This is a genomic window from Mesorhizobium sp. f-mel (assembly GCF_053850215.1).
Genome location: NZ_JBSPTO010000001.1, coordinates 218,236 through 242,611 on the forward strand (window position 1 = coordinate 218,236; position 24,376 = coordinate 242,611).

General features: G+C 62.1%; 20 protein-coding genes and 2 pseudogenes. 11 read left to right on the forward strand and 11 right to left on the reverse strand.

The features are described from left to right. Window positions 1-145 precede the first annotated feature (145 nt). From ACWUKX_RS01070 to ACWUKX_RS01080, 3 genes are read right to left on the reverse strand one after another with little or no spacing between them, the layout of a single operon-like run. Window positions 146-556, reverse strand: a complete 411-nt coding sequence (locus tag ACWUKX_RS01070; RefSeq protein ID WP_456003047.1) for a TadE/TadG family type IV pilus assembly protein — start codon at window positions 554-556, stop codon at window positions 146-148. Continuing rightward, on the reverse strand, window positions 546-938 hold the full coding sequence (locus ACWUKX_RS01075; protein ID WP_456003049.1) for a TadE/TadG family type IV pilus assembly protein: 393 nt from the start codon (window positions 936-938) through the stop codon (window positions 546-548). Before ACWUKX_RS01075 ends, ACWUKX_RS01070 begins: the two co-directional genes overlap by 11 nt. Before the next feature lie 57 nt (window positions 939-995). After that, window positions 996-2,162 carry a pilus assembly protein TadG-related protein gene (locus ACWUKX_RS01080; RefSeq protein WP_456003051.1) on the reverse strand — a complete coding sequence of 389 codons (1,167 nt, stop codon included), beginning with the start codon at window positions 2,160-2,162 and terminating at the stop codon, window positions 996-998. Window positions 2,163-2,443: 281 nt separating this feature from the next. Here ACWUKX_RS01080 and ACWUKX_RS01085 point away from each other — a divergent pair, with 281 nt between their 5' ends. Further along, window positions 2,444-3,790, forward strand: a complete 1,347-nt coding sequence (locus ACWUKX_RS01085; protein WP_456003053.1) for an NAD(P)H-dependent oxidoreductase — start codon at window positions 2,444-2,446, stop codon at window positions 3,788-3,790. A gap of 222 nt (window positions 3,791-4,012) precedes the next feature. Here the strand turns inward: ACWUKX_RS01085 and proC are convergent, their stop codons facing one another. The 3 genes from proC to ACWUKX_RS01100 all read right to left on the reverse strand — a co-directional run bounded on the left by proC (window position 4,013) and on the right by ACWUKX_RS01100 (window position 7,244). Next, window positions 4,013-4,828 (reverse strand): pyrroline-5-carboxylate reductase, encoded by an 816-nt coding sequence (gene proC, locus ACWUKX_RS01090; RefSeq protein WP_456003055.1) that lies wholly within the window; start codon window positions 4,826-4,828, stop codon window positions 4,013-4,015. 129 nt (window positions 4,829-4,957) lie between these two features. Continuing rightward, complete coding sequence (locus tag ACWUKX_RS01095) at window positions 4,958-6,277, reverse strand: O-antigen ligase family protein (RefSeq protein WP_456003057.1); 1,320 nt, start codon at window positions 6,275-6,277, stop codon at window positions 4,958-4,960. Then, complete coding sequence (locus ACWUKX_RS01100; RefSeq protein ID WP_456003059.1) at window positions 6,246-7,244, reverse strand: glycosyltransferase family 2 protein; 999 nt, start codon at window positions 7,242-7,244, stop codon at window positions 6,246-6,248. Before ACWUKX_RS01100 ends, ACWUKX_RS01095 begins: the two co-directional genes overlap by 32 nt. Window positions 7,245-7,416: 172 nt before the next feature. On the opposite strand from ACWUKX_RS01100, the gene ACWUKX_RS01105 reads away from it, so the two are divergent. From ACWUKX_RS01105 to ACWUKX_RS01130, 6 genes and pseudogenes are all read left to right on the forward strand, one after another. After that, on the forward strand, window positions 7,417-8,589 hold the full coding sequence (locus ACWUKX_RS01105; protein ID WP_456003061.1) for a glycosyltransferase: 1,173 nt from the start codon (window positions 7,417-7,419) through the stop codon (window positions 8,587-8,589). Then, the gene (locus ACWUKX_RS01110; protein WP_456003063.1) at window positions 8,586-9,404 is read left to right on the forward strand and encodes a WecB/TagA/CpsF family glycosyltransferase; all 819 of its coding nucleotides are present in this window, start codon (window positions 8,586-8,588) and stop codon (window positions 9,402-9,404) included. Before ACWUKX_RS01105 ends, ACWUKX_RS01110 begins: the two co-directional genes overlap by 4 nt. After that, window positions 9,401-10,318, forward strand: coding sequence for a DUF6492 family protein (locus ACWUKX_RS01115; protein WP_456003065.1), 918 nt, complete (start codon window positions 9,401-9,403; stop codon window positions 10,316-10,318). The genes ACWUKX_RS01110 and ACWUKX_RS01115 overlap by 4 nt, the downstream gene beginning before the upstream one ends. Before the next feature lie 42 nt (window positions 10,319-10,360). Continuing rightward, window positions 10,361-10,771, forward strand: coding sequence for a hemin receptor (locus tag ACWUKX_RS01120; RefSeq protein WP_456003067.1), 411 nt, complete (start codon window positions 10,361-10,363; stop codon window positions 10,769-10,771). 57 nt (window positions 10,772-10,828) lie between these two features. Next, window positions 10,829-11,038 (forward strand): annotated as a pseudogene (locus ACWUKX_RS01125) (DUF6492 family protein); the annotation flags it as partial. A gap of 353 nt (window positions 11,039-11,391) precedes the next feature. Next, window positions 11,392-13,584 (forward strand): adenylate/guanylate cyclase domain-containing protein, encoded by a 2,193-nt coding sequence (locus ACWUKX_RS01130; RefSeq protein WP_456004044.1) that lies wholly within the window; start codon window positions 11,392-11,394, stop codon window positions 13,582-13,584. An 11-nt stretch (window positions 13,585-13,595) separates the two neighbouring features. Here the strand turns inward: ACWUKX_RS01130 and ACWUKX_RS01135 are convergent, their stop codons facing one another. The 4 genes from ACWUKX_RS01135 to ACWUKX_RS01150 form a co-directional block, all read right to left on the reverse strand. Next, complete coding sequence (locus ACWUKX_RS01135) at window positions 13,596-14,120, reverse strand: YHS domain-containing (seleno)protein (RefSeq protein WP_456003069.1); 525 nt, start codon at window positions 14,118-14,120, stop codon at window positions 13,596-13,598. Window positions 14,121-14,133: 13 nt separating this feature from the next. Beyond that, window positions 14,134-14,724 (reverse strand): ankyrin repeat domain-containing protein, encoded by a 591-nt coding sequence (locus ACWUKX_RS01140; protein ID WP_456003071.1) that lies wholly within the window; start codon window positions 14,722-14,724, stop codon window positions 14,134-14,136. Window positions 14,725-14,897: 173 nt separating this feature from the next. After that, window positions 14,898-15,323: a hypothetical protein gene (locus ACWUKX_RS01145; protein ID WP_456003073.1), complete on the reverse strand. Its 426-nt coding sequence runs from the start codon at window positions 15,321-15,323 to the stop codon at window positions 14,898-14,900. Between the two features lie 79 nt (window positions 15,324-15,402). Next, complete coding sequence (locus ACWUKX_RS01150) at window positions 15,403-16,698, reverse strand: lipopolysaccharide biosynthesis protein (protein ID WP_456003075.1); 1,296 nt, start codon at window positions 16,696-16,698, stop codon at window positions 15,403-15,405. Window positions 16,699-16,894: 196 nt separating this feature from the next. On the opposite strand from ACWUKX_RS01150, the gene ACWUKX_RS01155 reads away from it, so the two are divergent. The 4 genes from ACWUKX_RS01155 to ACWUKX_RS01170 all read left to right on the forward strand — a co-directional run bounded on the left by ACWUKX_RS01155 (window position 16,895) and on the right by ACWUKX_RS01170 (window position 23,295). Beyond that, a complete protein-coding gene (locus ACWUKX_RS01155; RefSeq protein ID WP_456003077.1) occupies window positions 16,895-19,384 on the forward strand; it encodes a GumC family protein in 2,490 nt (829 codons plus the stop codon). 122 nt (window positions 19,385-19,506) lie between these two features. Continuing rightward, the gene (gene folD / locus ACWUKX_RS01160; protein WP_456003079.1) at window positions 19,507-20,406 is read left to right on the forward strand and encodes a bifunctional methylenetetrahydrofolate dehydrogenase/methenyltetrahydrofolate cyclohydrolase FolD; all 900 of its coding nucleotides are present in this window, start codon (window positions 19,507-19,509) and stop codon (window positions 20,404-20,406) included. Window positions 20,407-20,516: 110 nt separating this feature from the next. Then, window positions 20,517-21,524 carry a GlxA family transcriptional regulator gene (locus tag ACWUKX_RS01165; RefSeq protein WP_029348464.1) on the forward strand — a complete coding sequence of 336 codons (1,008 nt, stop codon included), beginning with the start codon at window positions 20,517-20,519 and terminating at the stop codon, window positions 21,522-21,524. A 109-nt stretch (window positions 21,525-21,633) separates the two neighbouring features. Further along, window positions 21,634-23,295 (forward strand): vWA domain-containing protein, encoded by a 1,662-nt coding sequence (locus ACWUKX_RS01170; RefSeq protein ID WP_456003081.1) that lies wholly within the window; start codon window positions 21,634-21,636, stop codon window positions 23,293-23,295. A gap of 431 nt (window positions 23,296-23,726) precedes the next feature. Here the strand turns inward: ACWUKX_RS01170 and ACWUKX_RS01175 are convergent. Continuing rightward, window positions 23,727-24,185 (reverse strand): annotated as a pseudogene (locus ACWUKX_RS01175) (VOC family protein). Window positions 24,186-24,376: the final 191 nt, after the last annotated feature.

Here is a 24,376-nt window from a genome sequence, read left to right on the forward strand (position 1 = left end):
AGGGCGGTGATGGCTGTCCTGTCCAGAAAGTGTCTTTGTAGCGACGACGACCCGTTCGCTCACGCCACCGATCGCCGCCATCCCCCTGCGGCGGTGTTAATCAATCGGCGCCCGCCGCCTGTTGTAAAGGCGCTGTTGGACGCTCTCACGATCCAACCAACGGAACTGTGACAGTTGTCGCATAATTGATCGGATATTGGTCGAAGTACGGGAACTCGATCACGAAAGCATATCTGGCCGTGAGATGCGCCATGCGGAAGCCGCCGCTGGGAGGGTCGATTGCTATCGTCACATCGACATCTCTCAATCCCAAACTCAGCAATTTTTCTGTGGCTATGGCCTCTATTTCGGCCTCGGTCAGGGAGTTCTTCAACTGCAGCGCACGTGAGGACGTTTCCAGCGTATAGCGAACGCTGGACATGGCATTCAGAGCCCAGCCGAATGCGAAGATACCGAACAAAAGCATTATCAGAAAAGGTGCGATCAGCGCGAATTCCAGCCCAGTCCCACCTGATTTATCACGGCTGAACGCTCTCGCGCTCCGCTTAGCGGACACGGATCACCTCTTGATGGCCGATGTCGCGAGAAAGAGAAAACGCGCCAAAAATGAAGGGCGGGGACCAGGTCGCCGTCGCTTTTATTTCCACGAAGACCGAGGGAGCTTTCGTCCCCCCGTTGCACAGGCTCGATGCATCGACCACGGTGCTTCCGCACATGTATTTCCGGCCCAGTGTAACCTGTGCGCCTTCGGGATGGTTTTCCCAACTCGAAAGGGCAACGGCTTGGGTGGCCGCGTCGTCGGTTGCTCCCTCCATCACAAGATTTGCCGCCGTCTTGACGCCTGCACGCATCGACAGCGAGCTCGATACGAAAGACCAGCCGTCAATGATGCCGAGAACCACCAGGCAAAGGATCGGCACAACCAGCGCAAACTCCACCGCCGCAACACCCGAATCGCTTCGAAAAATCCGGACTGGTCGCCGTTCCACGGAGGATTACTCGACAAGCCGAACGGACCGCGTCGCCGGAATCTCACGCATCCCGAGGCTGGTGCAATCCTGGTTGATGCTTGTGTTGCCGGACCACTGCACGGTGCTGGCGACGACCTGCGTGCAACCACTTTTCCCCGAGAAATTGCCGAGGTAATTGACCGCCTGCGTTGGAAAATACAGGGCGCCGGTCAAAAGCGAATCCGCCGTGCCATTGAACGTGTTCGATCCCGCCAGATTTGCTTTGTCGCCGTAAAACAGCACGCCTGAATAGGTGCCTGATGTCGGTGCGCTAAGCTTGACGGTGGCAGTGCCGTTCATTGTGACGCCGGAGCTGCCGGCCAGATAGATGATCACTCCCTCGCCGGAAATGTTTGCATTTGAGTTCGCTTTGAAATCGCCTCCCTGAATGACGTATACCCCCGGCGAGAGCGTTACACTGCCGCTCAAGCTGAGTCCCCTGCAGTATGTTCCAGGTTGCAACGTCGACTGATTGCTGTTTTGACAGGGGTTCGTGGCCGGTGGCGCCGGAAGGTCGGCAAAAGGATCGGCAGCGGGCAACGCCTGGGTTATCAGGCTGGTGCAGACGGTCTTCACAGGATTGGCCAATGACATCCCACCGGCCGATATCAGGCAATCGGTATCAAGACTTGCCGACCCCTGAAGTTTGATGGCGTCCGACGCTATCGAATTCGACATCACGGAGCAGCCCGTCAGTTTTGTGGTCGAGCTGCCGGAAAAGAGCGCCGCTTTCGAAGCGGAAGGATTGAGCGCCAGAACGCAGGCCTTTGAAGCATCGGTAATAAGAGCCACCGCTCTTGCCTGTGCGCCAACCGCGTCTTGCGTGAATATCGACGTGAAAAATCTGTCGAGGTTCTGATGAACGATGACCTCGACCGCCTTTTTTGCGACATTCGGTCCGGACGACGGCGGCGTGAAGACCTCGATCGTACCCGTCGATGGGTCAAAGTGGTTCGTGGTCGCTGACAGTGTCGCGGCCGAGACAATCGTTGGCTTGTCGGATCCCGAGACTTTTTCCAAAGCGCCAGCATAGGCTGCCGCATCCGCCACCGCCTGTAATCTCAGGCTGCTGTAATACCAATAGGAGGTCTCGACACCGAGGCCCGCTCCGCCGACAACAATCGGCAAAGACAGGGCAAAAATAGTGGCCACGTTGCCACTCTCGCCGCCGCCTCGTCGCAGACAACGGAACAAACGCCTGACGCTAGGATCTCGCCATTCCATTCTCCCATTTAAGCAACGATGCATAAAGGAATGACTAAGAATTTCCCTCCATTTGTTAGCTGCGCTCCTCGCTATCCGCCGACGCTGAACCAGCTTCTCCAGTCCCCCGGGCTCATGCGCAAGAAATTGCCGACGGCGGCCGGTTTCGTTGGCAAAAGGTTACCATTCCCTGCTATTCCCCCTTCAAATCAAAAGCAGTGGACTTGCGCATGACCAATGTCGCCCTGACCGGGCTTGCCAGCGATCTCGCCAAGCGCGCCGCGGAAGGTCGTCCGGTGCGCATCGGCGTCATCGGCTCCGGCGAGATGGGCACCGACCTGGTGACGCAAGGCATGCTGATGCCGGGCATTTCGGTGTGCGCCGTCTCGACCCGCCGCCCGCACACGGCGCGTGATGCCGTCCGCATCGCCTATGGCGACGAGGCGATGGCACGCGAGGCCGATACGCCGTCGAAGGTCAGCGAGGCGATCGAGAGCGGAAAAATTGCCATCACCTCGAACGAGATGCTGGTCACCAATCCGCTGATCGACGTGGTCATCGACGCCACCGGCAAGCCCGGCGTCGCCGCCGATTTCGATCTGATGGCGATGGAGCACGGCAAGCATCTGGTGATGATGAATGTCGAGGCCGACGTCACCATCGGCTGCTATCTGAAGCAGCAGGCCGACCGGCTCGGCGTCGTCTATTCGGTCGGCGCCGGCGACGAGCCGTCGAGCTGCATGGAGCTGATCGAGTTCGCCTCTGCGCTCGGCTATACCATCGTCGCGGCCGGCAAAGGCAAGAACAACCCGCTCAATCACGACGCCGTGCCCGACGACTATCGCGCGGAAGCGCTACGCCGCAACATGAACCCGCGCATGCTGGTCGAGTTCGTCGACGGCTCGAAAACCATGGTCGAGATGTGCGCCATCGCCAACGCCACCGGGCTGGTGCCCGACATTGCCGGCATGCACGGCCCCAAGGCCAATCGCGATGAATTGGCCAAGGTGCTCATCCCGCGCGCCGATGGCGGCATCCTGTCGCGGAAGGGCGTCGTCGACTACACCATCGGCAAGGGCGTGGCGCCCGGCGTCTTCGTCATCGTCGAGGCGACGCATCCGCGCATCATCGAGCGCATGGACGACCTGCATATCGGCCACGGTCCCTATTACAGCTTCTTCCGGCCGTATCATCTGACCTCGCTGGAAGTGCCGTTGACCGCCGCGCGCATCGCGCTCTATGGCAAGCCGGACATGGTGCCGCTGCCGAGGCCCGTCGCCGAGGTCTGCGCCGTGGCCAAGCGCGATCTCGCCGCCGGCGAGATTTTCGATGCCATCGGCGAGACCTGCTACCGTTCCTGGACCATGACTGTCGAAGAGGCTCGCGCCAACCGCGCCGTGCCAGTCGGCCTGCTCGAAAGCGGCAAGGTGCTGAGACCGGTCAGGAAGGGCGAGCTGCTGACATCGGACAATGCCGCACCCGACCCGACGACCAGGCTTTTCGCCTTGCGCCGGCTGCAGGACGAGACGCTGTACGGAGATTTGGGAAGTGATCGAGCTGCCCTGAATCCGAATTGAAGCGGGAAAGTGGACGCATTCCTCTGGCCGAACGACTCGCAGCCATTGCCCACGATCTCATAGCCGGAGAGGGCAAGGGCGGCCGGCCTGTGAACAAGGATGATATCGACGAGTTGTGGGGACATCCCTGATTTAGCCGACTCTCTGCGTGGTCGCGGTTCTAACCGAGCGACCATGGAACGACTTTTCGCATACCGATCTCGCGTAATCCGCAGTCCGCCATTACTTCCCCAACTCGATCGACCGCAGCCGCGCTGCTTCCACCGCTTCGGTGAGCAGATGGATCAGCCGGTCCCCGCCCATCAGCACGGCAAGTGCGGCGGCCGTGGTGCCGTTGGGGCTGGTCACCTGCTGACGCAGCACGCCCGGCGGCTCGCCGCTTTCGGCGGCGAGCGAGGCGGCGCCATAGACCGTCTGCATGGCGAGCAGCCTGGCGGTCTTTGTTGGCAGGCCAGCCTTCTCGGCAGCCACAGTCAGCGCTTCGATGAAATGGAAGATATAGGCGGGGCCAGACCCTGACACCGCCGTCACCGCGTCCATCAGGCCTTCGTCGTCGATCTCAGTCACTTCGCCGCTCGCCGAAAGCAGATCGGCAACGAAACGCTTAGTGTCGTTGGAAACCAGTCGGTTGGAAAACACCACCATCATGCCCTTGCCAATGGCCGCCGGGGTGTTGGGCATGCAGCGCACGATCGGCGCGCGATTGCCCAAAATGGCCTCGAACGTGGCGAGCGGCGTTCCGGCGGCGATGCTGAGGAACGTCGTGCGGCCATCATTGAAGCGCTTGTACGCGGCGGTCACGTCGCGGATCACTTGCGGCTTCACCGCAATGACCACGAGGGCCGGCACCGCGTCCGCCGGAATACCGCCGGCCTCCGCGGCAGCACTGCAGCCGAGCGCTTCGGCACGCTTGCGCAGATCGGCATTCGGCTCGACCACGAAGATCGCCGCCGGGGGGAGCTTGCCCGATTTCAGCCAGCCCGAGAGCATGGCGTAGCCCATATTGCCGCAACCGGCAAGAACAAGCCTGATCGTCATAGAAAACCTCCGCTAGAGCATCGGACGCAAAGTGGGTACCGGTTTTGGGAAAATCCGATGCTCAAACAAAAAGATGGCTTCCCAATAGACGTTCGTGGCGGGGCGGGGAAGCCCTGTTGGGACGGAGGATCAGCACGGACCACGAACCGCCATCGGCCGCAGCGACACCTGCCTGAGGCCGAACATGCCGAACACGAAGAACAGCCAGACCGGGTCGGCGCGATGGAAGAAGAAGCTTTCGAGGAAGGCGTTCAGCGCGGCGAACAGCACCACCATCATGAAGAAGTCGCCGAGATAGATGTTTTCCTTGCGCAAGGGGATGCGCAAGTAATCGCGTAGCGGCGCGATCAGGAAGGTGTAGACCGCCACGCAGAGCGCCGGGATGCCCATCAGCACGGCGATGTCGAGATAGCCGTTATGGCCGTGCACGATGGTTCTGATGTCCCAGGCCCGGTCGAAGGGCTGGTCCTGGTTCAAGAGCAGCGGCGTGCCCCAGAAGCTCTCGAAGCCGTAGCCGGTCCACGGCCGCTTCGCCAGCATCTCGCCGGCGAACTCCCACAGCGTCGTGCGTCCGGTGTAGGTCAGGTCGGGGAAATAGAGTGCCGCCAGATGCTTCACCGGCGGCAGGAAGACGATGCCCAGCGTGCCGATCGCCGCGGCGATGATGGCCAGCACGAACAGGATCGGCGTCCCGAGCCGCATGCCGATCAGGCTCGGCAGCACGACGATCAGGATCGAAAACGGCACCAATCCGGCCGTCGTCTTGGAACCGGTGTGCAGCATGAAGATCATCGCCGCGCAAAAGATTGACGCGCCCCAGAGCCGCTGTCCGCGCCGGTAGAGGTACAGCCCGGCGAAGCTGAAGCAGGCCATGACAGGACCGGCGATGTTCTTGTGGGTGAACACGCCGCGCCACAGGCCGGCATGTTCCGGCTCCAGCGAATCGGTGGTGTGCAGCGCCTCGTGCGGAAAGACGATGAGCCCGATATAGGACAGGCCGATGACGACGACGATGGTGAAGATGATGACTTTCGAGAAAGCCTCGGCGTCGCGCGGAAGCGCCAGGATCGTCGCCATCGTCAAGATGCCGATCAGCGTGAAGGAAGCGGCGCGCATGGCCGACGGCGGGTCGGTTGCCATAACCACCGACAGCACGAAGAAGCCCAGCATCAGCAGCCAGGACGGGCTGAGCAGCGAGCGCACCACGCGCGGGTCGGCGAAAGCCAGCAGCGAGAAGATCGAGATCGCGCCGAGCGAGCCGAAGCCGAGCTGGTTGACGATGTCGCCGCCGTCGCCGGTCATTTCGGCGCCGGCCGGCTGGAAGGGACGGAACGACACCAGGATGACGGTGAACAGCAGCGCCGCGATCGCGGTCGCGACGCCGTCGCGTGTGAACGCCGCGCTGAGCGGCGCGCGTTCAGTTCTTCTCAGGCTGCCGGTATTGCTCATTGGCGTATCCGAATTCGGCAAGCACGCGGCCGATAGCTACATGGATGGGGTATAAGGCCGTCGCCAATGACCCCGTCCGCGCCAGCCTGGCCGCGCCGCGAAATGGCGAGGCGGCAAGCAGCGCCAGGCTCTTCAAGAAAACCTTGGTGCCGGCGAACGGCGTGCCGGCCCGTTTCTTCTTCTCGACCAGTGTCGAGATGACACCGTTGCGCAGGCTGCGGGCACGGATCCAGTCGGCTTCGACGCGCCGGGCCGGGACGCTTTCGCGCACTTGCGCCTCGGCGCACCAGCCAAGCACAAAGCCTCTCTGTGCGGCCCGGCTCAGGAAATCGGAATCGCCGCCGCCCATGAAGTTGAATTTCAGGTCGAGGAAGGGCGGCCCCATGGCGGTGAGCACGTAACGCCCAACCAGCAGATTGCCGGAGGAATAGAGCGCGGGCACACGCCCGGTCTCCCGGTAGGGTGGCGCAAAGACCGGATGCTCGGCCCATCTGGCATGGGCCGCGTCGGCAAACACAGGCCTTTGCGGGCCGCCGACGATGTCGGCACGGAGCGTCTCGGCCGCCTTGCACATGCGCTCGAGCCATTGCGGATCGGCGATCTCGTCATCGTCGATGACCAGCAAGTGCCTGAAATTTGGAAAATGCAGGATCGCCATCTGCCAGCCGGCATTATAGGCGCTGCAATTGCCGCGCTCATGTGCAATGATGACCATGCCTGATATCTCGCCGCGCTCGAACAGCGGCAGCGCCGCTTTGGCGCCGGCGCGCGCCTCGGCCTCGTTCTCAATGACGATGATTGCGAACCGTCTGCCGGTGTCCTGGGCCTTGAGCGACGCCAGCGTCGCCAGCAGCTGCTCGGGCCGTTTGAAGGTCGGCAGCGTCACGACCGCCTCGACGGCCGTCGTGACAAGTCCCGGAGAGCGCCCTGCGATCGATACCGAATCGTCCGATGGCAATGGGATCATGTGTTCAGCCCGGGATGGTGAGTTTGGTTCTCGATAGCATCGCGACGATAACGTTTCGTTAATCACCTTTCGCGGACGAGCCTGCAAATCCGCAACGCCGGGCCACCAAATATCTTCACTTAATCAACGCTTCACCGCGCTTTGCTAGCTGGGTCAGCACTGGATAGGTGAGATGCATCTGCTGTTCGCCACATCGATCGTGCCCGACGGGGCTCTTGCATCGGGTTATGAGATCGCCAATGCCGCGATCATCGCCGCGTTGCGGCGGGCCGGTGTGCGCGTCACAGTGATCGGCTTCACCTGGCCGGGCAAGCCTGCGAGCGATCCGCAAAACACCATCGTGCTCGGTGCCGTCGATGTGCGCACCGAAAGCGCGTCATCGCTGCAAAAGCTCGCTTGGGTTGCAAAGGCGATGCTCTCCGGCCTCACTTTCGCGTCGGTCAAGCTGCGCGTGGTCACTGACAGCGAGGTCCGCGCCGCCGTCGAACGCGCCGGCCCTTTCGACGGCTATGTCTTGAATTCCGTGCAGTTCGCCGGCGCCTTCGAAAGGCTGTTCGCCGACCGGCCGTCGATCTTCGTCGCCCACAACGTCGAGCATCGTTCGGCGCAGGAGAACGCCGCTGCCGCGGGCGGCCTTTTGCAGCGCTTGTTGTTTCGCCGTGAGGCCAGGCTGCTCAAGGCCATGGAAGAACGACTCTGCAGCCGGGCACGCTTCGTCCTCACGCTGGCCGAGGAAGATCGCTCAGCACTCGGCGTCGCCTCCGATGACCGTTCGGCGGCGCTGCCGCTGGTGACTTGCGCCGAAGCGCCCGTGCAAAACGAACCGCGCCGTATCGATTGCGACGCGGCGCTGATCGGTACCTGGACCTGGCAGCCGAACCGCATCGGCCTCGACTGGTTCCTGAAAAAAGTGGTGCCGCATCTCAGGCCCGATTTCCGGGTCAGGATTGCCGGCGGCGTGCCATCGGGCCTCACGCCCGCGCATCCCGGCGTCGAGTTCGTCGGGCGCGTGCCGGACGCGCAGGCTTTCGTGCGGGGTGCCGCCGTCATCCCGCTGATCAGCACCTCCGGCAGCGGCGTGCAGCTCAAGACCGTCGAAACCTTCGAACTCGGCCTGCCTTCCGTCGCCACCAGCCATTCATTGCGCGGCATCGACCATCGCCCGGTCAATTGCGTGGTGACCGATGATCCGGTCGCCTTCGCCGGCGCCCTGGAATCAGCAGTGGCCGATGTCAGGGACGTCGACGGCAGCGCTTTCCACCGCCGGCAGGTGAAGGCGCTCGATGCCGCAATCAGGCTCGGCCTGGAAAAGCTCGGGCCCGTCAGCCAGGAGGTGTTTGCATGAATATGCACACCGCCCGCGCCGCTTTCGGGGTCGACACTTTGAAATCGATCCTGGGCATCTCGGTCCTCGCCATTCGCTGGGACGACGCGGTCGCCCTGCTGACACGGTTGATTGCTGAGCGGCGCTTCACCAAGGTCACCTTTCTCAACGCTCACAACGCCAATGTCGCCTATACGGACCCGGTCGTTGCCGAGGCGCTCGACGATTTTCTCATCCTGCCGGACGGCGTCGGCGTCGATCTGGCGGCGAAACTGCTTTATGGGGCCTCGTTTCCGGACAATCTCAACGGCACCGATTTCATCCCTGCCTTTCTGCAGGCGTCCAGCAGGCCGCTGACTGTGGGGCTGCTCGGCGCGACGCAGGTCAACGCCGAAGCGGCGTCGAAGAAGCTGGCGGCGCTCGCGTTGCAGCACCGATTCGTAGTCATCCATGACGGTTATTTCTCTTCCGCCGAGGAGCCGGCGATCATCGATCGCATCGCCAGATTGAGACCGGACGTGCTGCTTGTCGCCATGGGCGTGCCGCGCCAGGAATTGTGGATCGCGCGCCATATCGACGCGCGCCACTGCACGTTGCCAATCGCCGTCGGCGCGCTGCTCGACTTCATGAGCGGCACGGTGCCGCGGGCGCCGCTGTGGATGCGCCGGCTCAGGCTCGAATGGCTGTTTCGGCTGTGGATCGAACCGGGTCGCCTCTGGCGCCGCTATGTGGTCGGCAATCCGGTGTTTCTGTGGCGCGTCATCGGCCAAAAATTTTTGGGCCACCCCGCGCTTGCCAGAACTCGCCCTGGAGCAGGCCCCGGAGCAAGCCCTTGAACAGCCGGTTCGTGCCGAGCCCTGAGACCGATGTTCTTCGCCAGGCGCCGACGGCCGCGATCGTGACGGCAAGCTATGCGCCGGATTTGGAGCGTTGCCGGCTGCTGTGCGACACCCTCGACCGCTGCGTTTCCGGCGTGGCGCACCACTATATTCTTGTCGAGCATCGCGACGTGGCGCTGTTTCGCCAGCTGGAGAACAGCCGCCGCACTATCGTCGACGAGCGGGACCTGTTGCCGCGCTGGCTGCATGCCTTCGACGATCCGATCAGCCTGTTTCGCCGGCGCATCTGGCTCAGCCTGAAGACCATGCCGCTGCGCGGCTGGCATGTGCAGCAGCTTCGCCGCATCGCGATATCAGCACACGCCGGCGAAGACGTGCTTGTCTTCTGCGATTCCGACGTGGCCTTCCTCAAGCCTTTCGACTGCAGCGCCTTCTGGCGCGATGGCAAGGTGCGGCTGTTCCGCCGCGACGGCGTGCTGTCCGGTGAAGGCCATGAGGAACATCGCATCTGGTCGCGCAATGCCGGCTCGGCGCTCGGCATCGAACCATCAGAGGTTTCCACCCACGATTACATTTCGACGCTGATTGCCTGGCGCCGCGAAACCATGACGGCGATGTGCTCGCGAATCGAGAAGGTCCACGCGCGCTGCTGGGTCGAAGTCGTCGGCGCAGCGCGCAAATTCTCCGAATGCATGATCTACGGCCGCTATGTCGACGACGTGCTCGACGGTGCCGGCCATTTTCACGGCTCGGAGGAGTTCTGCCGCGTCCACTGGACGGGCGAAGCGCTGTCGGATGACCAGTTCCGCCGCTTCGTCGCCGCCATGGCGCCGGAACAGGTGGCCATCGGCATGCAGTCCTTCATCGGCACCGATATCGGCCGCATCCGCCGCCTGATCGGGCTCGATTAGCCCTAGGGTCAACCCGATCGCTCTAACATTTGGAGACGCTTCATGCCAAAACGCACGCCGCCGGGTATTGGGCCGCATAACGGCCGCGAATTGGAAATGATGCTTCGGGGCGAGAAGCCAATGGCTTTGTTCGCCGCGGAACCGGGTATGGACGCCGAAGACATTGGTGACACGCGGTTAACGCCCTATGTCGCCGAAGGCTATATCCTCAAGTTCTCCCACTTTGACCCTGCAACCTCTATAGAAGAACGTCGCTACTGCCTGCCAACAAAGGAATGGCGCTGCAAACTCAGCCTGCTGATCTCTCGAATGTGCCGCAGTGGAGAAGCCTTTGACGTTTTCACATCGAATGATTTGGCGAGGCTAGAAGGCACTCTTCTCGGCTACCCAAAGGAGGATATTGAAATGTTCATCTCACATGCTGAGTCGCGAACAACTTCCAGAACAAATTGAATGACCGCTTCCGCCCTTACCCGACATCAGACATTTTTCGGGTGAGCGGTCAATCTCGGCCGCTATGTCGATGACGTGCTGGAGGGTGCCGGCCCATGTCCACTGCTGGGAGGAGTTCTGTCGCGTCCACAGGACGGGCGAAGCGCTGTCGGATAACGAGTTCCGCCGCTTCGTCGCCGCCATGGCGCCGGAATAGGTGGCATCGGCATGCAGTCCTTCATCGGCACGGATATCGGCCACATCCGCCGCCTGATCGGGCTGGGTTAGTGCTGGGTCAAAGCGCGATCGCTCTAAACGACCGGGTTCAATCCCTTGCGGAGGTTTAGTTGGGTCGTCGCATGACGCGATCTGACCCAATCCGGTCAATCCCACCGCATCTCCGCGTCTCCAAAAGCGGACACACAGCCAAGCCAGCGCTGATGACCTAAGCGGACATCTTGTCGAAAGAGCATTCCGTTCAGAACTCGTGGATGGAAGGATCGGCGTTGCGTATACGGAGTAACCCCACCATCCTCTAGAGCACAGTCGCGCACAGTCGCGCACACTCGCGTCCGGAGCAGGACTAGAATAGGGTGAAAGGCAAAGCCGCTACGACCGACCAGGGAGGGCGCACGGCACTTATGGACCGACGGCTTACGGCAATACTTGCTGCCGACGTGGTTGGCTACAGCCGCCTCATGGGCGAGGACGAGGTAGGCACGCTCGAGGGACTGAAGAGCTGCCGTCGCGAACTGATCGACCCCGAGATCAAGAAGCATCACGGCCGCATGATCAAGCTCATGGGCGACGGCGCGCTCGTCGAGTTCGCCAGCGTCGTCGATGCTGTCCAGTGTGCTGCTGCGATTCAGCGCCGGATGGCCGACCGCAACAAGGGCACCGCCGAAGCCCGGCAAATCCGGTTTCGCATTGGGGTCAATCTCGGTGACATCATCGTTGAGGGTGACGATATCTACGGCGACGGGGTAAACATCGCCGCCCGTCTGCAGGCGATCGCAGAGCCCGGCGGAATTTGCATCTCCGGTACGGCGTTCGATCACGCAGCGCACAAAGTGGATGTAGGCTTTGCCGGTCTGGGAGAGCAGCGCCTCAAGAATATCGCCGATCCGATTCGCGTCTATCGGGTCCTGCTAGATCCCGGACAATCGGGGAAGATCGTGGCCGCGCCACACCGGCCCGGCTCCTGGATCATGATTTTGGCAGGAATCGCGGCGGTCCTGTTGATCGCCTTGGTTGTAGGCATCTTTGCCTGGCAGAGGCCCTCCGCGCTTCAACGACCATCCGTTGCGGTACTGCCATTTGCAAACCTGAGCGGTGATCCGAGCCAGGACTATTTTGCCGACGGCATCACCGACGACTTGATTACCGACCTTGCCAAGCTTTCCGGCCTCGATGTCATCGCCCGCAACTCCGTCTTCGCGTACAAGGGAAAGCCCCTGGTTTTGGCCGATGTTGGGGGTGACCTTGGCGTGCGCTTTGTCGTTAACGGCAGCGTGAGGCGGACCGGCGATCAAATCCGCCTCAATGCGCAGCTCATCGATATCGCCACTGGCGACAACCTATGGGCTAATCGGTTCGATCGCGGCATCGCGGACGTGTTTGCCGTCCAGGACGAGATGAGCCGGGAGATCGCCAACGCGCTCGGCGTCCAAGCTTCGGCAGCCGAGAGCGAGCGAATGGCACGCCCGCCGACTGCAAATCTCGAAGCCTATGATACCTACCTGCGTGCGGAGCGGGAAGCGCGCACCGGTCGAGGCGACGGATTGCGCGAGGCGCTTGCGCTGTATGAGAAGGCGCAGAAGCTCGACCCCACCTTCGCCGAGGCCTTCGCCGCCGACGCACGGCTGAGTGTCTATCTTTGGCGCACTGCCTCCGATGATATCATTCAGAGCGCGCTTGCGCGAAAAAGAGCATATGAGAAGGCAAGCCGTGCTTTGGAGCTCGATTCGGAATTTTCATCGCCCTACGCCGTTCTCGGGATTATGCAGGTCATGGATCGCCGCTATGAAGATGCGATCACCTCGGCGGAGCGTGCTGTCGCATTAGGCTCCGGAGACGCTGCGACGCAAATCGCCGTTGGTTATATCCAGCTCTTCGCCGGCAATCATAACAAAGCGGCATTAGCCGTCGAGACGGCATTGAAGCTTGATCCCAATCTGGCTCCGATAGACCGGGAAGTCGTCGGGGCTGTCTTTCTTTTGCTCGGGGACACCAGGAAAGCCATTGAGACTCTCGAGCGCGCTCGCGACGATGCTCCAGAGGCGGGCAGCCTTAGGATTCTGCTCGCAGCGGCCTATGCCCGCGCCGGCCGCTCAGAGGACGCCAAAGCGGCGATTGCGGACGGCCTCCGGCTGGTGGCGAGGACCGAATCCTTGGCTCGACTGCGGTCGTTGGATGCGTTTAGGAATCACTACGCCCATCTTCGCAACGCTGAAGATTTGGCGCCGATCATCGACGCCCTACGCAAGGCAGGACTGCCCGAATGGCCCTTCGGCTTCACCGCTGATGAACAGGACCGGTTGAACGGCGCGGAAATCGCATCTCTTGTTGTTGGCAAGACCTTGAAAGGCAACCTCGAACCCGACGGGCTTCCAGCCATTATGCAGATAGATCAGAACGGCACGGCAGTCTTTCGCACGATGACACGAATGCTCACCGAGAGGGTCTACGTCGATCGCGACCTCTTATGTGAGCAGAGCGAAAATATGTTTGGGCGCCCCATCTGTGGTCCCGTCTACAGACGCAGGGACGCTGCCGGCAACGGGTATTCTTATGTCAATACAGGTATGGTGTTTCACTTCGTGACAGTGAATTGAGCTCGCAAGACTCAGGGGTTATTGATCAAGTTCCAATCCGGCTCATCGACTGCCAACTTTGCTTCGACGACCGGCCATTTTGCATCGCCCTTCGGAACAAGATCATCGGCATTGTCCGCAAAGGCGGCCGCGTTCCCTTCGTCGTAGATCAGGTAGAGCTTGCCATCGATGATCTTGAACGCTTCCGGATCGACATTGACGGTGACGGATTCATGGAGTGCGACCTCGCCCGCGCAGTAACCACCGTATTGAGGAGCGTATTTGGCAGGTTCGCTCATGAACATTTCCTTGTGTTCCTTGCTGGCGAAATGCCATGGCGTGCCAAGCCACTCATAGGAAAATTCTTCGGAACCCTTTACGGCCTTGCCATCGGTGAAATACGCGACCGTGTCATAGCCCATGATCGCCACTCCGCCGAAGTAGCCGGTATTCACCGAGTCGGCGAAGGCAGAGCCTGCACCGGCCATCAAGGTGAGCGCACATACGACTGCCGACGCCGAATTGCGAACCAGTCTCCTCGTGTTCGATATGTTCATCTGCGTTCTCCGTTCAATCGTGGATAGCTTCGCACTTCGCAGCGTTCGCTTCGCCAAGGACTTTCGCCTGGCACGTGGCGCCATGCCGTTTGAATAGTTTTACGATGTCGGTATTACCCTTCCAGAACGCGCGGGTAATTGGCATGTAGCCATGACCCTCGGCACGGTTCACATCCGCACCTTGCGCAATGAGGAATTCTGCCAGTTCGACATGGTTTTCCTCACCCGCTATCAACAAGGGTGTGACCCCAGACTTGTTAGCCGAGTCTTCGAGCACCGCCCCCTGTTCGAGCAACAGCTTGGCGATTGGGAGGCTTCCAGAAAAGGCAGCCGCGTGGAGGGGGGTAAACCCACCGGAATTGCGCGCCATGACGTCGGCGCCCTTGCTCAGCAGGAATTTCGCAATGACAAGCTGATCGTCGAGAGCAGCAGCGATGAGGGGGGTGGCCTGATCGCGTGCCCGGCTGTCGACGTCGGCACCGTCAGTCAATGCTTGCTCGACGGCGGCTTTGTTGCCGGCGGCGATGGCGTCGAACAGTGCATCACCTGCGTCTGCCGGTGTCGCGACAAACGCCAACACACAAAATGTCAACAGCCCACGCATCCTTACTGATATCACGCGCGGGGATGGCGTACAAGTTCGGCAGGGACGGTGGTCCGCGACATGGCGCGCTCGCGTTGCCCGCCATACGAGCCAGGAACGGGAATGTCCGGTTCGGATTGCGCCAGGAATGACCGGGATTGGCGCAAGGCCACGCCATACGGCAACATTGCACCTTACCCGACATCCGGCATTTTTCGAGTGAGCGACCAATCTCGGGCCATAACTTCGATGGCGTCGTCTCGAAAATAGAACAAGAAATGCCGTGAATTCGGACTGTCCGGCGATAGAACCTCCCAATCAAGGTCTTTGATTGCCAGGCTGTCGCCGGTCACCTCGTAGAACTCCCCCCATTTTGGAGCCTGATTGCTGTAACGGCCTTCACCTGCAAACCACGCGTGATCGTTTGTGGCGTCCCATCGCCAACGACTACAGCGAATGAAGCGAAGCGTTGCTATCTCTCCCCCTCTGGCGTCGTAAGCCCATGGGTTCAAAAGAAAGGAAAGCTGGACTGTGTCGCCGTCGACGGTCAGCTCTACGTCAGGAGCGTTAGGCTCGAAGTTCCAGTCAGGGTTCAGGTGCCGGAAAGATAACTCGGTCATGCAGCCATTATCGCATGGCGAAAGGACAACTTTCCATCCCATCTCGGCATTTGCGGCAGCCAGCTGATTGAGTTTGATCCTAGACAGGCTTGGCCGGATTGCGCATCGCCGAATAGGTGAGCAGCGTCGAGGCGAGATAGAGCAGCAGGAAGACGACATTGAGCGACAGCACCAGATCCGGCGTGTCCAGGATCGTGGTCAGCACATAGGTCAGCAGGACCGCCTTCAGCCCGGCAAGCAGGGCCAGGTTGATCGCCCGCACCAGTGTCTGGCCGCGCGCGAACAGGAGCTCGGCCTGGTATTCGACCAGATTGCGCAACCCAGGCACACAGATCGCCAGCGCCACCAGAGGGGCGGCCTCCGCGACATTCTTGCCCAGCGCGTTGGGGGAGAAATGCAGCACGATGGCAAGCGCCGCCAGCGCCAGCGTCGAGACCAGGAACACGCCGCCTTCTATGCCGCTCTTGACCGTCAGGCGCGACAGGAGTTCCGGCGCCCGCATCATGCGCTGTACCAGCATCATCGAGAAGGTGCGGATCGGGATCGCGGTCAGGTCGACCAGCCGCATGATGATGGCGTAGATGCCGGCGAGGTGCGGCCCGCCGATCGCCAGCACCAAGAGCTTGTCGAATTCCATCTGCAGGTAGAACATCACCTCTGCGCCGGCCACGTAGATGGAATCGGCGAGCCGCCTGATATAGAGCGCCAGCCGCAGCCGCAACCTCTGGCGCGGATAGAAAAATGCGAAGGCGAGCAGCAGTGAGGCGGCGTTGGCGCCGATATAATACCAGGACCAGACATCTATGGTCGGCTGCGGCGCGAACATGAACAGCACGGCGCCGAGCGCCCGCAAGGCCGTCGCCAGGATCGTCAGCAGGGCGGCGCGGCCGAACTTGCCGAGCCCGTTGTTGACGATCAGCGCAACCTCGACCGGCCGCCACAACAGCGCCTCGGCAAACACGACCGCCGCAAAGACCGATAGCGGCACGGTGCTGGCAAAGAAGACCAGGTAGACGCCGTAAGAGGCGGCAGCCAGCAACGGCAGCGATATCGCGCCAAGCAGCAGGAAGCCGGCCGTGAAGGTGCCGATCAAATTGGGGCGGATGGTAGCAGTTCGGTAAAGCGCCGAGATGAAACCGAAGGCGAGAATGCGTGACAGCATCACGCCGGCCGCCGAAGCGGTGGCGAACATGCCGAACTCGGCGATGGACAGCGTGTTGGCCAGCGCGATGAAATAGGCCAGCGAAAACACCAGCCGCCCGCCCGCGCCGCTGATCGCCGAAAGATAGTCGCGAACCAGCCCCCGTCGCTCGGCCACGAAAGCGCCGATCCGGGCGAGGGGCCGCCTTTGCGGGATGTTGCCAGCCTGTGTCATGTGTCGGAGACAGCATAGGCTGGAAAGTTTAACGCGCGGTTCTGGACGCTTTCGTTGCGTTCACGAGGCACAATGGAAGAGGGAATCTCGTCTTCAAGGCAGGGAAATTAACCTTTTGTTTCCTATGCTTGTTTAGCGTGGCTTAACGAATGGCTGACCGCGCGCGTCCAAGCCGCCAAGGGCAAGCTCCACGATAATGGTCGACAGGCAAAACCGTGAAGATTGGAGGCGCGAGCGGTCCTTGCTGGCGCTCGGCCGGGCGATGCGCGGCGAAGAAGAAGCTGAACCATCGCTGGTTTCGATCGGGGATCGGGCAGACCCGTCATGGCGCGAAGATGCCGCGACGCGCCATCGTCTCGCGCGCCTGCGCCGCGAGGGGCGAGCGCATCCGGAACTCTCGGCAACCCCGGAGCCCTCGGCGATTCGGGAACGCCCGGTAACTCCGGAATTCTCGGCAAACGATGAAACAAGCCAGTTTCAAGCCGAGGATGCATCCGCTTCGGCCGCCCGGATATCGCCAGAGGCGGACGAGGCCGTTGAAGCGGACCGTGCGGAAGCCAGGCCGCGGGAGGAGCCGGTTTCTCCCGGTATTTCCGAGGACCGCCGTTCCGATGCCGATCCTCGGTATGCCGCGTTCGATCCTCGATATGCCGCGTTCGATCCTCGATACGCCGCGTTCGAGCCTCGGTATGCTGCGTCCGATCCACGATATGCGACGTTCGAAGCTCGATACGCCGGTGACGAGCAGCGGTCTTTCCGTGAGGACGACGACGGATGGAAGCCGTTGATCGATCCGATGCAGGTGGTCCGCGGCGTTGCCCGGTCGAAGCTGCTGATCGTCGCCATGACGATATTGGGCACCACGCTTGGCGTCGCGATCGCGCTGTCGACGCCGAAGAAATACGAAGCCACCGCAGAGCTGATCGTCGACCCGCGCGACCTGAAGCTCACCGACCGCGACCTCACCCAATCGGTGGTTGCGTCCGACGCCACGCTGGCCATCGTCGAAAACCAGGTTCGCGTGCTCACCTCCGGTACCGTTCTCAACAAGGTCGTGGACAAGCTCAACCTCGTCAACGATCCGGAGTTCAACGGGCAGGGTTCCGACGGCCTGGGCGTGATGACGCTCATCCGGTCGATCCTGTCGCGCAATGACGGGCCGGGTGTCGATGAGGGCCGCCGCCGTGCGCTGGCCGTCGCCAATCTAGCGGAGAGCCTTTCGGTCGAGCGCGGCGGCAAGACTTTCGTCATCTCCGTCAGCGCCACCACGCAAAATGGCGAGAAGTCGGCTCTCATCGCCAATACGATGACGGACGTCTTCTTGCAGACCTTCGGTCAGATCCAGTCGGACACCGCTGGCCGCGCGACCAACGAACTGACGGGCAGGCTCGACGAACTGCGCAAGGGCGTCGAGGCGGCCGAGCACAAGGTCGAGGATTTCAGGGCCGCGCACGACCTCGTCGACGCGCAAGGCCATCTGATCAGCGACGACGAGATGCTCAAGCTCAACCAGCAGCTTGCCATCGCCCGCGCACGCACGCTGGAACTTAACGCCCGCGCGGCGTCGGCGCGCTCGATCGACGTGAATTCGGTTCTGAGCGGCACCTTGCCGGAGGAGATCAACTCCAACACGATGAGCGAGTTGCGCTCGCAATATGCGACGCTCAAGCAGGAGGCCGACCGCGCCGCGATCCGGTTCGGGCCGCGCCATCCCGAGCTCCAGGCGCTCAATGCCCAGCTTGCCGGCTCGCGCGAGCGTATTGCCGGGGAACTGCGCCGCATCGCCTCGTCGCTGCAGGTCGACCTCAGGCGCGCCGTGCAGCTCGAACAGGATCTGGCCTCCCGGCTGGCGCAGTTGAAGGTCCGCAGCGGCGACGTCAACAGCGATCTGGTCACGTTGCGCGAACTGGAGCGCGAGGCCGCCGCCAAACGCTCCGTCTATGAACAATACCTTCTGCGCGCCAAGGAAACCGGCGAGCAGAAGGACATCAACACCGCCAACATCAACGTGATCTCCAGGGCCTTCGCCCCGCTCGAGCCGAACGGACCGTCGCGCGCCCTGACGGTGCTTGCCGGCCTGCTGGCGGGCCTCGCCTCTGGTGTCGGCCTTGGGGCCATGCGCGGCGCCTATGCGAGCCTGAGCGATACCGCCAATTCGCGGCCGCGCCGGACGGACGAGCGCCGTTTTGAAGACAAGGCATACCAGGCGTCGCCGCCGCCCGTTCCGCCAGTCGAGGCCACCAGGCATTCAGGTCCGATTAATGCGCTGCTGTCGGCGGTGAGCAGGATCGTGCCGCGCAAGGCGCGCAGCGAAGCCTCGCGTTCCAGTGACTCACCGGCCAATGGCGCATCCGCAGTCGCCGGAGGCGCAAAGCGGGATCCGGTCAAGCAGCAAGCGATGTACCCGGCCCCGCCTATGCAGGCGTATGCGCAACCGCCGATGGGCTATCCCTGGCAGATGCAGCCGCCGCCGGCCGGCTATCCCTATCCGCCAGCCATGACGCCCCATGCCGGGCGTTATCCGCAGCAGCAGTCCGCCTATCCCCGAGCCTCGCCGGACGACGCAAATCAGGCTTCGAAAGCCGCCGAACAGCAAGCCTCCATCGAAGAAATCCGAGCCAGCCTGCGCGAATTCCGCGAAGCGGTTCGCGAACTCACCGAAAGCCGATCGCGGCGCTCTTTCTGAGCGCCGGATAGAATAAAAGCCATCGGTTTCGAGTTAGCGGCATAAGACGGCGCTTTGACGGGATTGCCGGGTCGGATTTTCGTGAAAATGCCGCCCGAAGTAGAACGATGTTGAGGGTGTTCATGGCCGAGTTGATTGACGGAAAGAACGTCGCCGAAGACGTGGTGCGGCGCGTCAAGGCCTTGACGGCCGAACTGTTGGGAAAGGGCGCGCTGAAGCCCGGTCTCGCAGTGGTCATCGTCGGCGAGGATCCGGCCAGCCAGGTCTACGTCGCCTCCAAATCCCGCACCGCCAAGGAATGCGGCTTTCATTCAGTCCAGCACACGCTTCCCGCCGAGATCTCCGAACAGGAACTGCTTGATATCATCGGCGAACTCAACGCCGATCCGGCCATCAACGGCATCCTGGTGCAGCTTCCGCTGCCTGGCCACATCGACGCGGGCAAGGTGATCCAGACCATCGCGCCGCAAAAGGATGTCGACGGCTTCCACTTCATCAATGTCGGCAAGCTCGGCACCGGCGAACTGGAGACGGCCTTCGTGCCTTGTACGCCGGCCGGCTCGATGCTGCTGATCGAGCGTGTGCGCGGCAAGGATCTTTCCGGGCTCAATGCGGTGGTCGTCGGCCGCTCCAATATTGTCGGCAAACCGATGGCCAATCTTCTGCTTGCCGCCAACTGCACCGTGACCATTGCGCACAGCCGGACCAAGGACTTGGCTGCACTGGCGCGCACCGCCGACATTCTCATTGCCGCTGTCGGCAGACCTGAAATGATCAGGGGCGACTGGGTCAAATCAGGTGCCACCGTCATCGACGTCGGCATCAACCGCATCGCGGCGCCCGAAAAGGGCGAAGGCAAGACCCGCCTCGTCGGGGACGTCGCCTATGCGGAAGCGGCGACGATGGCCGGCGCCATCACGCCGGTGCCTGGCGGCGTCGGACCTATGACCATTGCCATGCTGATGGCCAACACGCTAGCTTCCGCCTATCTCGCGGCCGGATTGAAACGGCCATCTTTCTGAACCTGGAAAGCCGCAGCTTTGCCGAACCACACTGTTCCCCGAGCATTTTGCAGCCGAGTGGGATCACTTGGCGTTGCATAAATGCGGCTGAAATAAAGAGATAGAGCGGGATGCCCCACTCGACCCAAATGCATCCCGCTCTAGAGCGGCCGGTCGCGAACGATCTCGTTCAAGGCGGCCGGCAGTTCGGGTTCCTGCTGGTCGACAAGTTTTCCATGTTCTCGCTGGCCGCCGCAATCGACACATTCCGGTCGGCGAACCGGCTGCTCGGCCACGACTTCTATGGCTGGACGACGGTGTCGGCCGACGGCGATGCCGTCATGGCCTCCAACGGCCTGCCTCTCAAGATCGACTATGCTGTCGCCGATCTGCCGCCGGTCGATATCCTTTTCGTCTCGGTCGGGCTGACGACGGAGTTTCCCGGCAAGAGCAAGGTGCTGGCGGCGCTGCGCAGCTGGGGCCGGCGCGGCAACGCGCTCGGCGCACTGTCGGTCGGCTCCTATCTGCTCGCCGAAGCAGGCCAGCTCGAAGGCTATCGCTGCACCATCCACTGGGAAAACCGCGCCGGCTTCGTCGAGCGGTTTCCCGACATCAACTGCACCGGCAATGTCTTTGAGATCGACCGCAAGCGCTACACCTGCGCCGGCGGTACCACCTCCATCGACCTGATGCTGGAGATCGTGCGCGGCGATTTCGGCTCGAGCCTCGCCAACGGCGTCGCCAACCAGTTCCAGCACGAGCGCATCCGCTCCGCCGGCGACCGCCAGCGCGTCGGCCCTGAGCGCGACCTGACCGGCAAATCGGAAAAGCTGCGGCGCATCGTCGAGCTGATGGCCGATCATCTCGACGAGCCGCTGTCGGCGGTGCAGCTCGCCAAGTCGGCGGGCCTATCGGTGCGCCAGGTCGAGCGCCTGTTCCTGCGTCACCTCACGGTGACGCCAGGCCGCTATTACATGCGGCTCAGGCTCGAGCGGGCACGCGAATTGCTGCGCCAGACCAACATGCCGATCCTTGACGTGGCGATCGCCACCGGCTTCACCTCACACTCCTATTTTGCCCAGAGCTATCGGCTGCAATTCGGCCGGCCGCCTTCCGAGGAGCGGCGCACGACATATTGACTTGGTTTGGCTTGTGGCCGGCCCTCCCATGCCCGTCGTCCGGGCTTGTGTCCCGACGCGGCGTCAAATAGCTTCCCCGAACTGGCGGTGACTGACGGGGGAGATTTTCATGGCGGGACTTGCACGGAGCGCCGCCGCAGCGATCCTCCTGTTGTGGATGACGACGCTCGGCCTTGCCGCCGACCGTGTCATCATCGTTCTCGACGCTTCCGGTTCAATGTGGGCGCAGATCGACGGCAAGCCCAGGCTTGAAATCGCCCGCGAATCGCTGCGAACGGTGCTGCAATCGGTCCCCGCCGATAGGGAAATCGGCTTCATGGCCTATGGCCATCGCGAGAAGGGCAGTTGCGAGGACATCGAGCTCATCGTGCCGCCGCAGGCCGGCTCGGCAGATGCTGTTTCCGCTGCCGCCGACAGCCTGAAATTCATCGGCAAGACGCCGCTGACATCAGCCGTCAAGCAGGCGGCCGAGGCGCTGAAATACACCGAGGACAAAGCAACCGTCATCCTGATCACCGACGGGCTCGAGACCTGCGAAGGCGACCCGTGCGCGCTCGGTAAGGAACTGGAGGCTGCCGGTGTCGACTTCACGGTAGACGTCGTCGGCTTCGGCCTGACCGCGGACGAGGGCAAGCAGGTTGCTTGCCTCGCCGACAACACCGGAGGCAAATACATCCAGGCGTCCGACGAGCAAGCCCTACAGGACGCGCTGGTCGAAACCATCGCCGCCGCACCTGCACCGGCGCTCGAACCAGCGCCTGCGCCGCAGCCGGCCCCCGAGCCGGAAAAGCCGGAGTTCAACTTCATGCCGGCCGTGGTGCTCGCCGAGGGCGGCGATCCCGTCACCGACGGCAATTCCTGGGAGATCTACAAGGCGAGCTCCGACGGCACCCGCGGCGATTACGTCACCACCGAATACGGAGCCTACAAAGGCAATCTGGAGCCGGGCGGCTACATAGTCGTCGCACGCTATGGCGAGGCCAGGACCGAACAGAAGATCACGGTCGAGGCGGGCCAGGTCTACAAGCCCCTTGTCACGCTGAATGCCGGCACGCTCATCATTCATCCGCGGCCAAGTGAGGGGGCGGATGTGGCCGATGGCGCGGCTGTCGTGATCGCCTATCCGGGCGTCGATACGCCCGCGACCTATTATGGCGACACGAAGGTCGTGTTGCCGGCCGGCGACCAGAAAGTGACGGTCAGGATCGGGCAGGGCGAAATCACCGAAATCATCCCGCTCACTGCCGGCAGGATCGTCGACAAGGATATCGTCGTCGGCGTCGGCCATGTCGTTGCCAACGCCTACTACATTGCTGGCGGCGACAAGGCCGACGGTTCGGGCATCGGTTTCAAGGTGTTCAAGGCAAGAAAGAAGATCGACGGGACGAGGCAAGAGGTGGCTCATGCCTATGGTCCCGACAGCAAGTTCGATCTGCCGCCCGATGACTATGTGCTGACGGCGACGGTCGACCTTGCCGTCGTCGAGCGGCCGTTCAGCGTCAAGGCCGGTGAGCATCAGGATCTGAAGGTCGCCATCAATGCCGGCGTGCTGGCGATCACCGCGCCAGGGGCCTCGAAGATCGAGATTTTTGATCCGAAGAAGGACATCAACGGCAACCGCAAATCGCTCGGTTACGCCTATGACGAGAAGTATCAGGCGGCGCTGCCGGCCGGCGACTATGCGGTCGTCTCGAAGAAGTCGGACAACAGTTCGAAGGAAGGCACGGTGACGGTCAAGGCCGGCGAGCGGGCCGAACTGACGGTACAGTAGCGACGCAATTCGATGCCGATGTCGATTGCTCGCGACGGCCTTGAAGGCGCAAGGTATCGACGCGATCGACCGATCGTTAGATAAGCAAACGCCCCGCAATTGCCGAGCTTGGCCTTGGAATGCGGCCGGCGCTGTGGTCGTACAGATCGGACTGGCATTCGCTTTTCTACCCTCGCAGGCAGCGTCGACGCGAACTAGTCGAATGTTGCCATTCGTCTCGTGGATCGGAACGAGCAGGTAGCGCCAGGAACGGCCATCCCCGTTATGTCTGTCGAACGACCGGCGTGGGCCGAAACCTGCCCGTCCGCTGTCGGAACGAAGTTGCCGACAAGCAGCCGTTCCGTTGACGACCTCGTTAACGCCCAAACGCGTCGGCGCCAAGGCGCCGACATCCGGTTTCTTTCCTCTACCGGTGTTTGTTGGGCATGGGATCAGCCCTGCGACGGCCTCCAGTCAACCGATGGAATGACGTTGACCATCCACGGGACGCCGAACCTGTCGATCAGGGACCCGAAGCCGGGCGACCAGAAAGTCTCGCCGAATGGCATGACAGCCTTGCCGCCTTAAGACGGTTGATCGAACCAGCGTTGGGCTTCGGACTTGTCCTCGGTGTGCAGGGTGAAGTCGAAGCCGTTCTTGGGTTTGTCGATGTTGGGTGCCCATCCGGTGTCCATGTCGGCACCCATCAGTGCCTGGTCCCCGACGTCGAGCCAGCAGTGCTTCAGCCAAGTCTTGTACTTCTCATCAGTGATCGGCATGCCGGGGGGGCGCATCGCCATAGGGCATGGCGGCGGTGATCTTCCGCCCAGGACCTTGGCATATCGCCGGCCAGCACCTCTGCCCGGCAGCCCTGAAGCGGGCCAAGGAGCGGGCCGAGTGTGCGGGGACATGGCCGCGCCGCGTGCAGGTTATCGCTATCGGACGTGAGGGGGCCGTCGTCATGAGCGATCCTGCTCGATTTGAGGTGGGTGAGTTTTTTACGCCTGGACATGGCTATCTCCGCGCACTCCGGTTGAACGACGCGAAACCGCTGGAACGGTATGCAAAGATATCGCGAGCGACCAAGGCACTCAGCATTCGT

Excerpts from the sequence above, each read along its gene's own strand:
- ACWUKX_RS01085 (WP_456003053.1), top strand. The coding sequence starts at position 2,444 with ATGACCAATGTCGCCCTGACCGGGCTTGCCAGCGATCTCGCCAAGCGC.
- proC (WP_456003055.1), bottom strand. The coding sequence starts at position 4,828 with ATGACGATCAGGCTTGTTCTTGCCGGTTGCGGCAATATGGGCTACGCC.
- ACWUKX_RS01095 (WP_456003057.1), bottom strand. The coding sequence starts at position 6,277 with ATGAGCAATACCGGCAGCCTGAGAAGAACTGAACGCGCGCCGCTCAGC.
- ACWUKX_RS01100 (WP_456003059.1), bottom strand. The coding sequence starts at position 7,244 with ATGATCCCATTGCCATCGGACGATTCGGTATCGATCGCAGGGCGCTCT.
- ACWUKX_RS01105 (WP_456003061.1), top strand. The coding sequence starts at position 7,417 with ATGCATCTGCTGTTCGCCACATCGATCGTGCCCGACGGGGCTCTTGCA.
- ACWUKX_RS01110 (WP_456003063.1), top strand. The coding sequence starts at position 8,586 with ATGAATATGCACACCGCCCGCGCCGCTTTCGGGGTCGACACTTTGAAA.
- ACWUKX_RS01120 (WP_456003067.1), top strand. The coding sequence starts at position 10,361 with ATGCCAAAACGCACGCCGCCGGGTATTGGGCCGCATAACGGCCGCGAA.
- ACWUKX_RS01130 (WP_456004044.1), top strand. The coding sequence starts at position 11,392 with ATGGACCGACGGCTTACGGCAATACTTGCTGCCGACGTGGTTGGCTAC.
- ACWUKX_RS01135 (WP_456003069.1), bottom strand. The coding sequence starts at position 14,120 with ATGAACATATCGAACACGAGGAGACTGGTTCGCAATTCGGCGTCGGCA.
- ACWUKX_RS01140 (WP_456003071.1), bottom strand. The coding sequence starts at position 14,724 with ATGCGTGGGCTGTTGACATTTTGTGTGTTGGCGTTTGTCGCGACACCG.
- ACWUKX_RS01145 (WP_456003073.1), bottom strand. The coding sequence starts at position 15,323 with ATGACCGAGTTATCTTTCCGGCACCTGAACCCTGACTGGAACTTCGAG.
- ACWUKX_RS01150 (WP_456003075.1), bottom strand. The coding sequence starts at position 16,698 with ATGACACAGGCTGGCAACATCCCGCAAAGGCGGCCCCTCGCCCGGATC.
- ACWUKX_RS01155 (WP_456003077.1), top strand. The coding sequence starts at position 16,895 with ATGGTCGACAGGCAAAACCGTGAAGATTGGAGGCGCGAGCGGTCCTTG.
- folD (WP_456003079.1), top strand. The coding sequence starts at position 19,507 with ATGGCCGAGTTGATTGACGGAAAGAACGTCGCCGAAGACGTGGTGCGG.
- ACWUKX_RS01165 (WP_029348464.1), top strand. The coding sequence starts at position 20,517 with ATGCCCCACTCGACCCAAATGCATCCCGCTCTAGAGCGGCCGGTCGCG.
- ACWUKX_RS01170 (WP_456003081.1), top strand. The coding sequence starts at position 21,634 with ATGGCGGGACTTGCACGGAGCGCCGCCGCAGCGATCCTCCTGTTGTGG.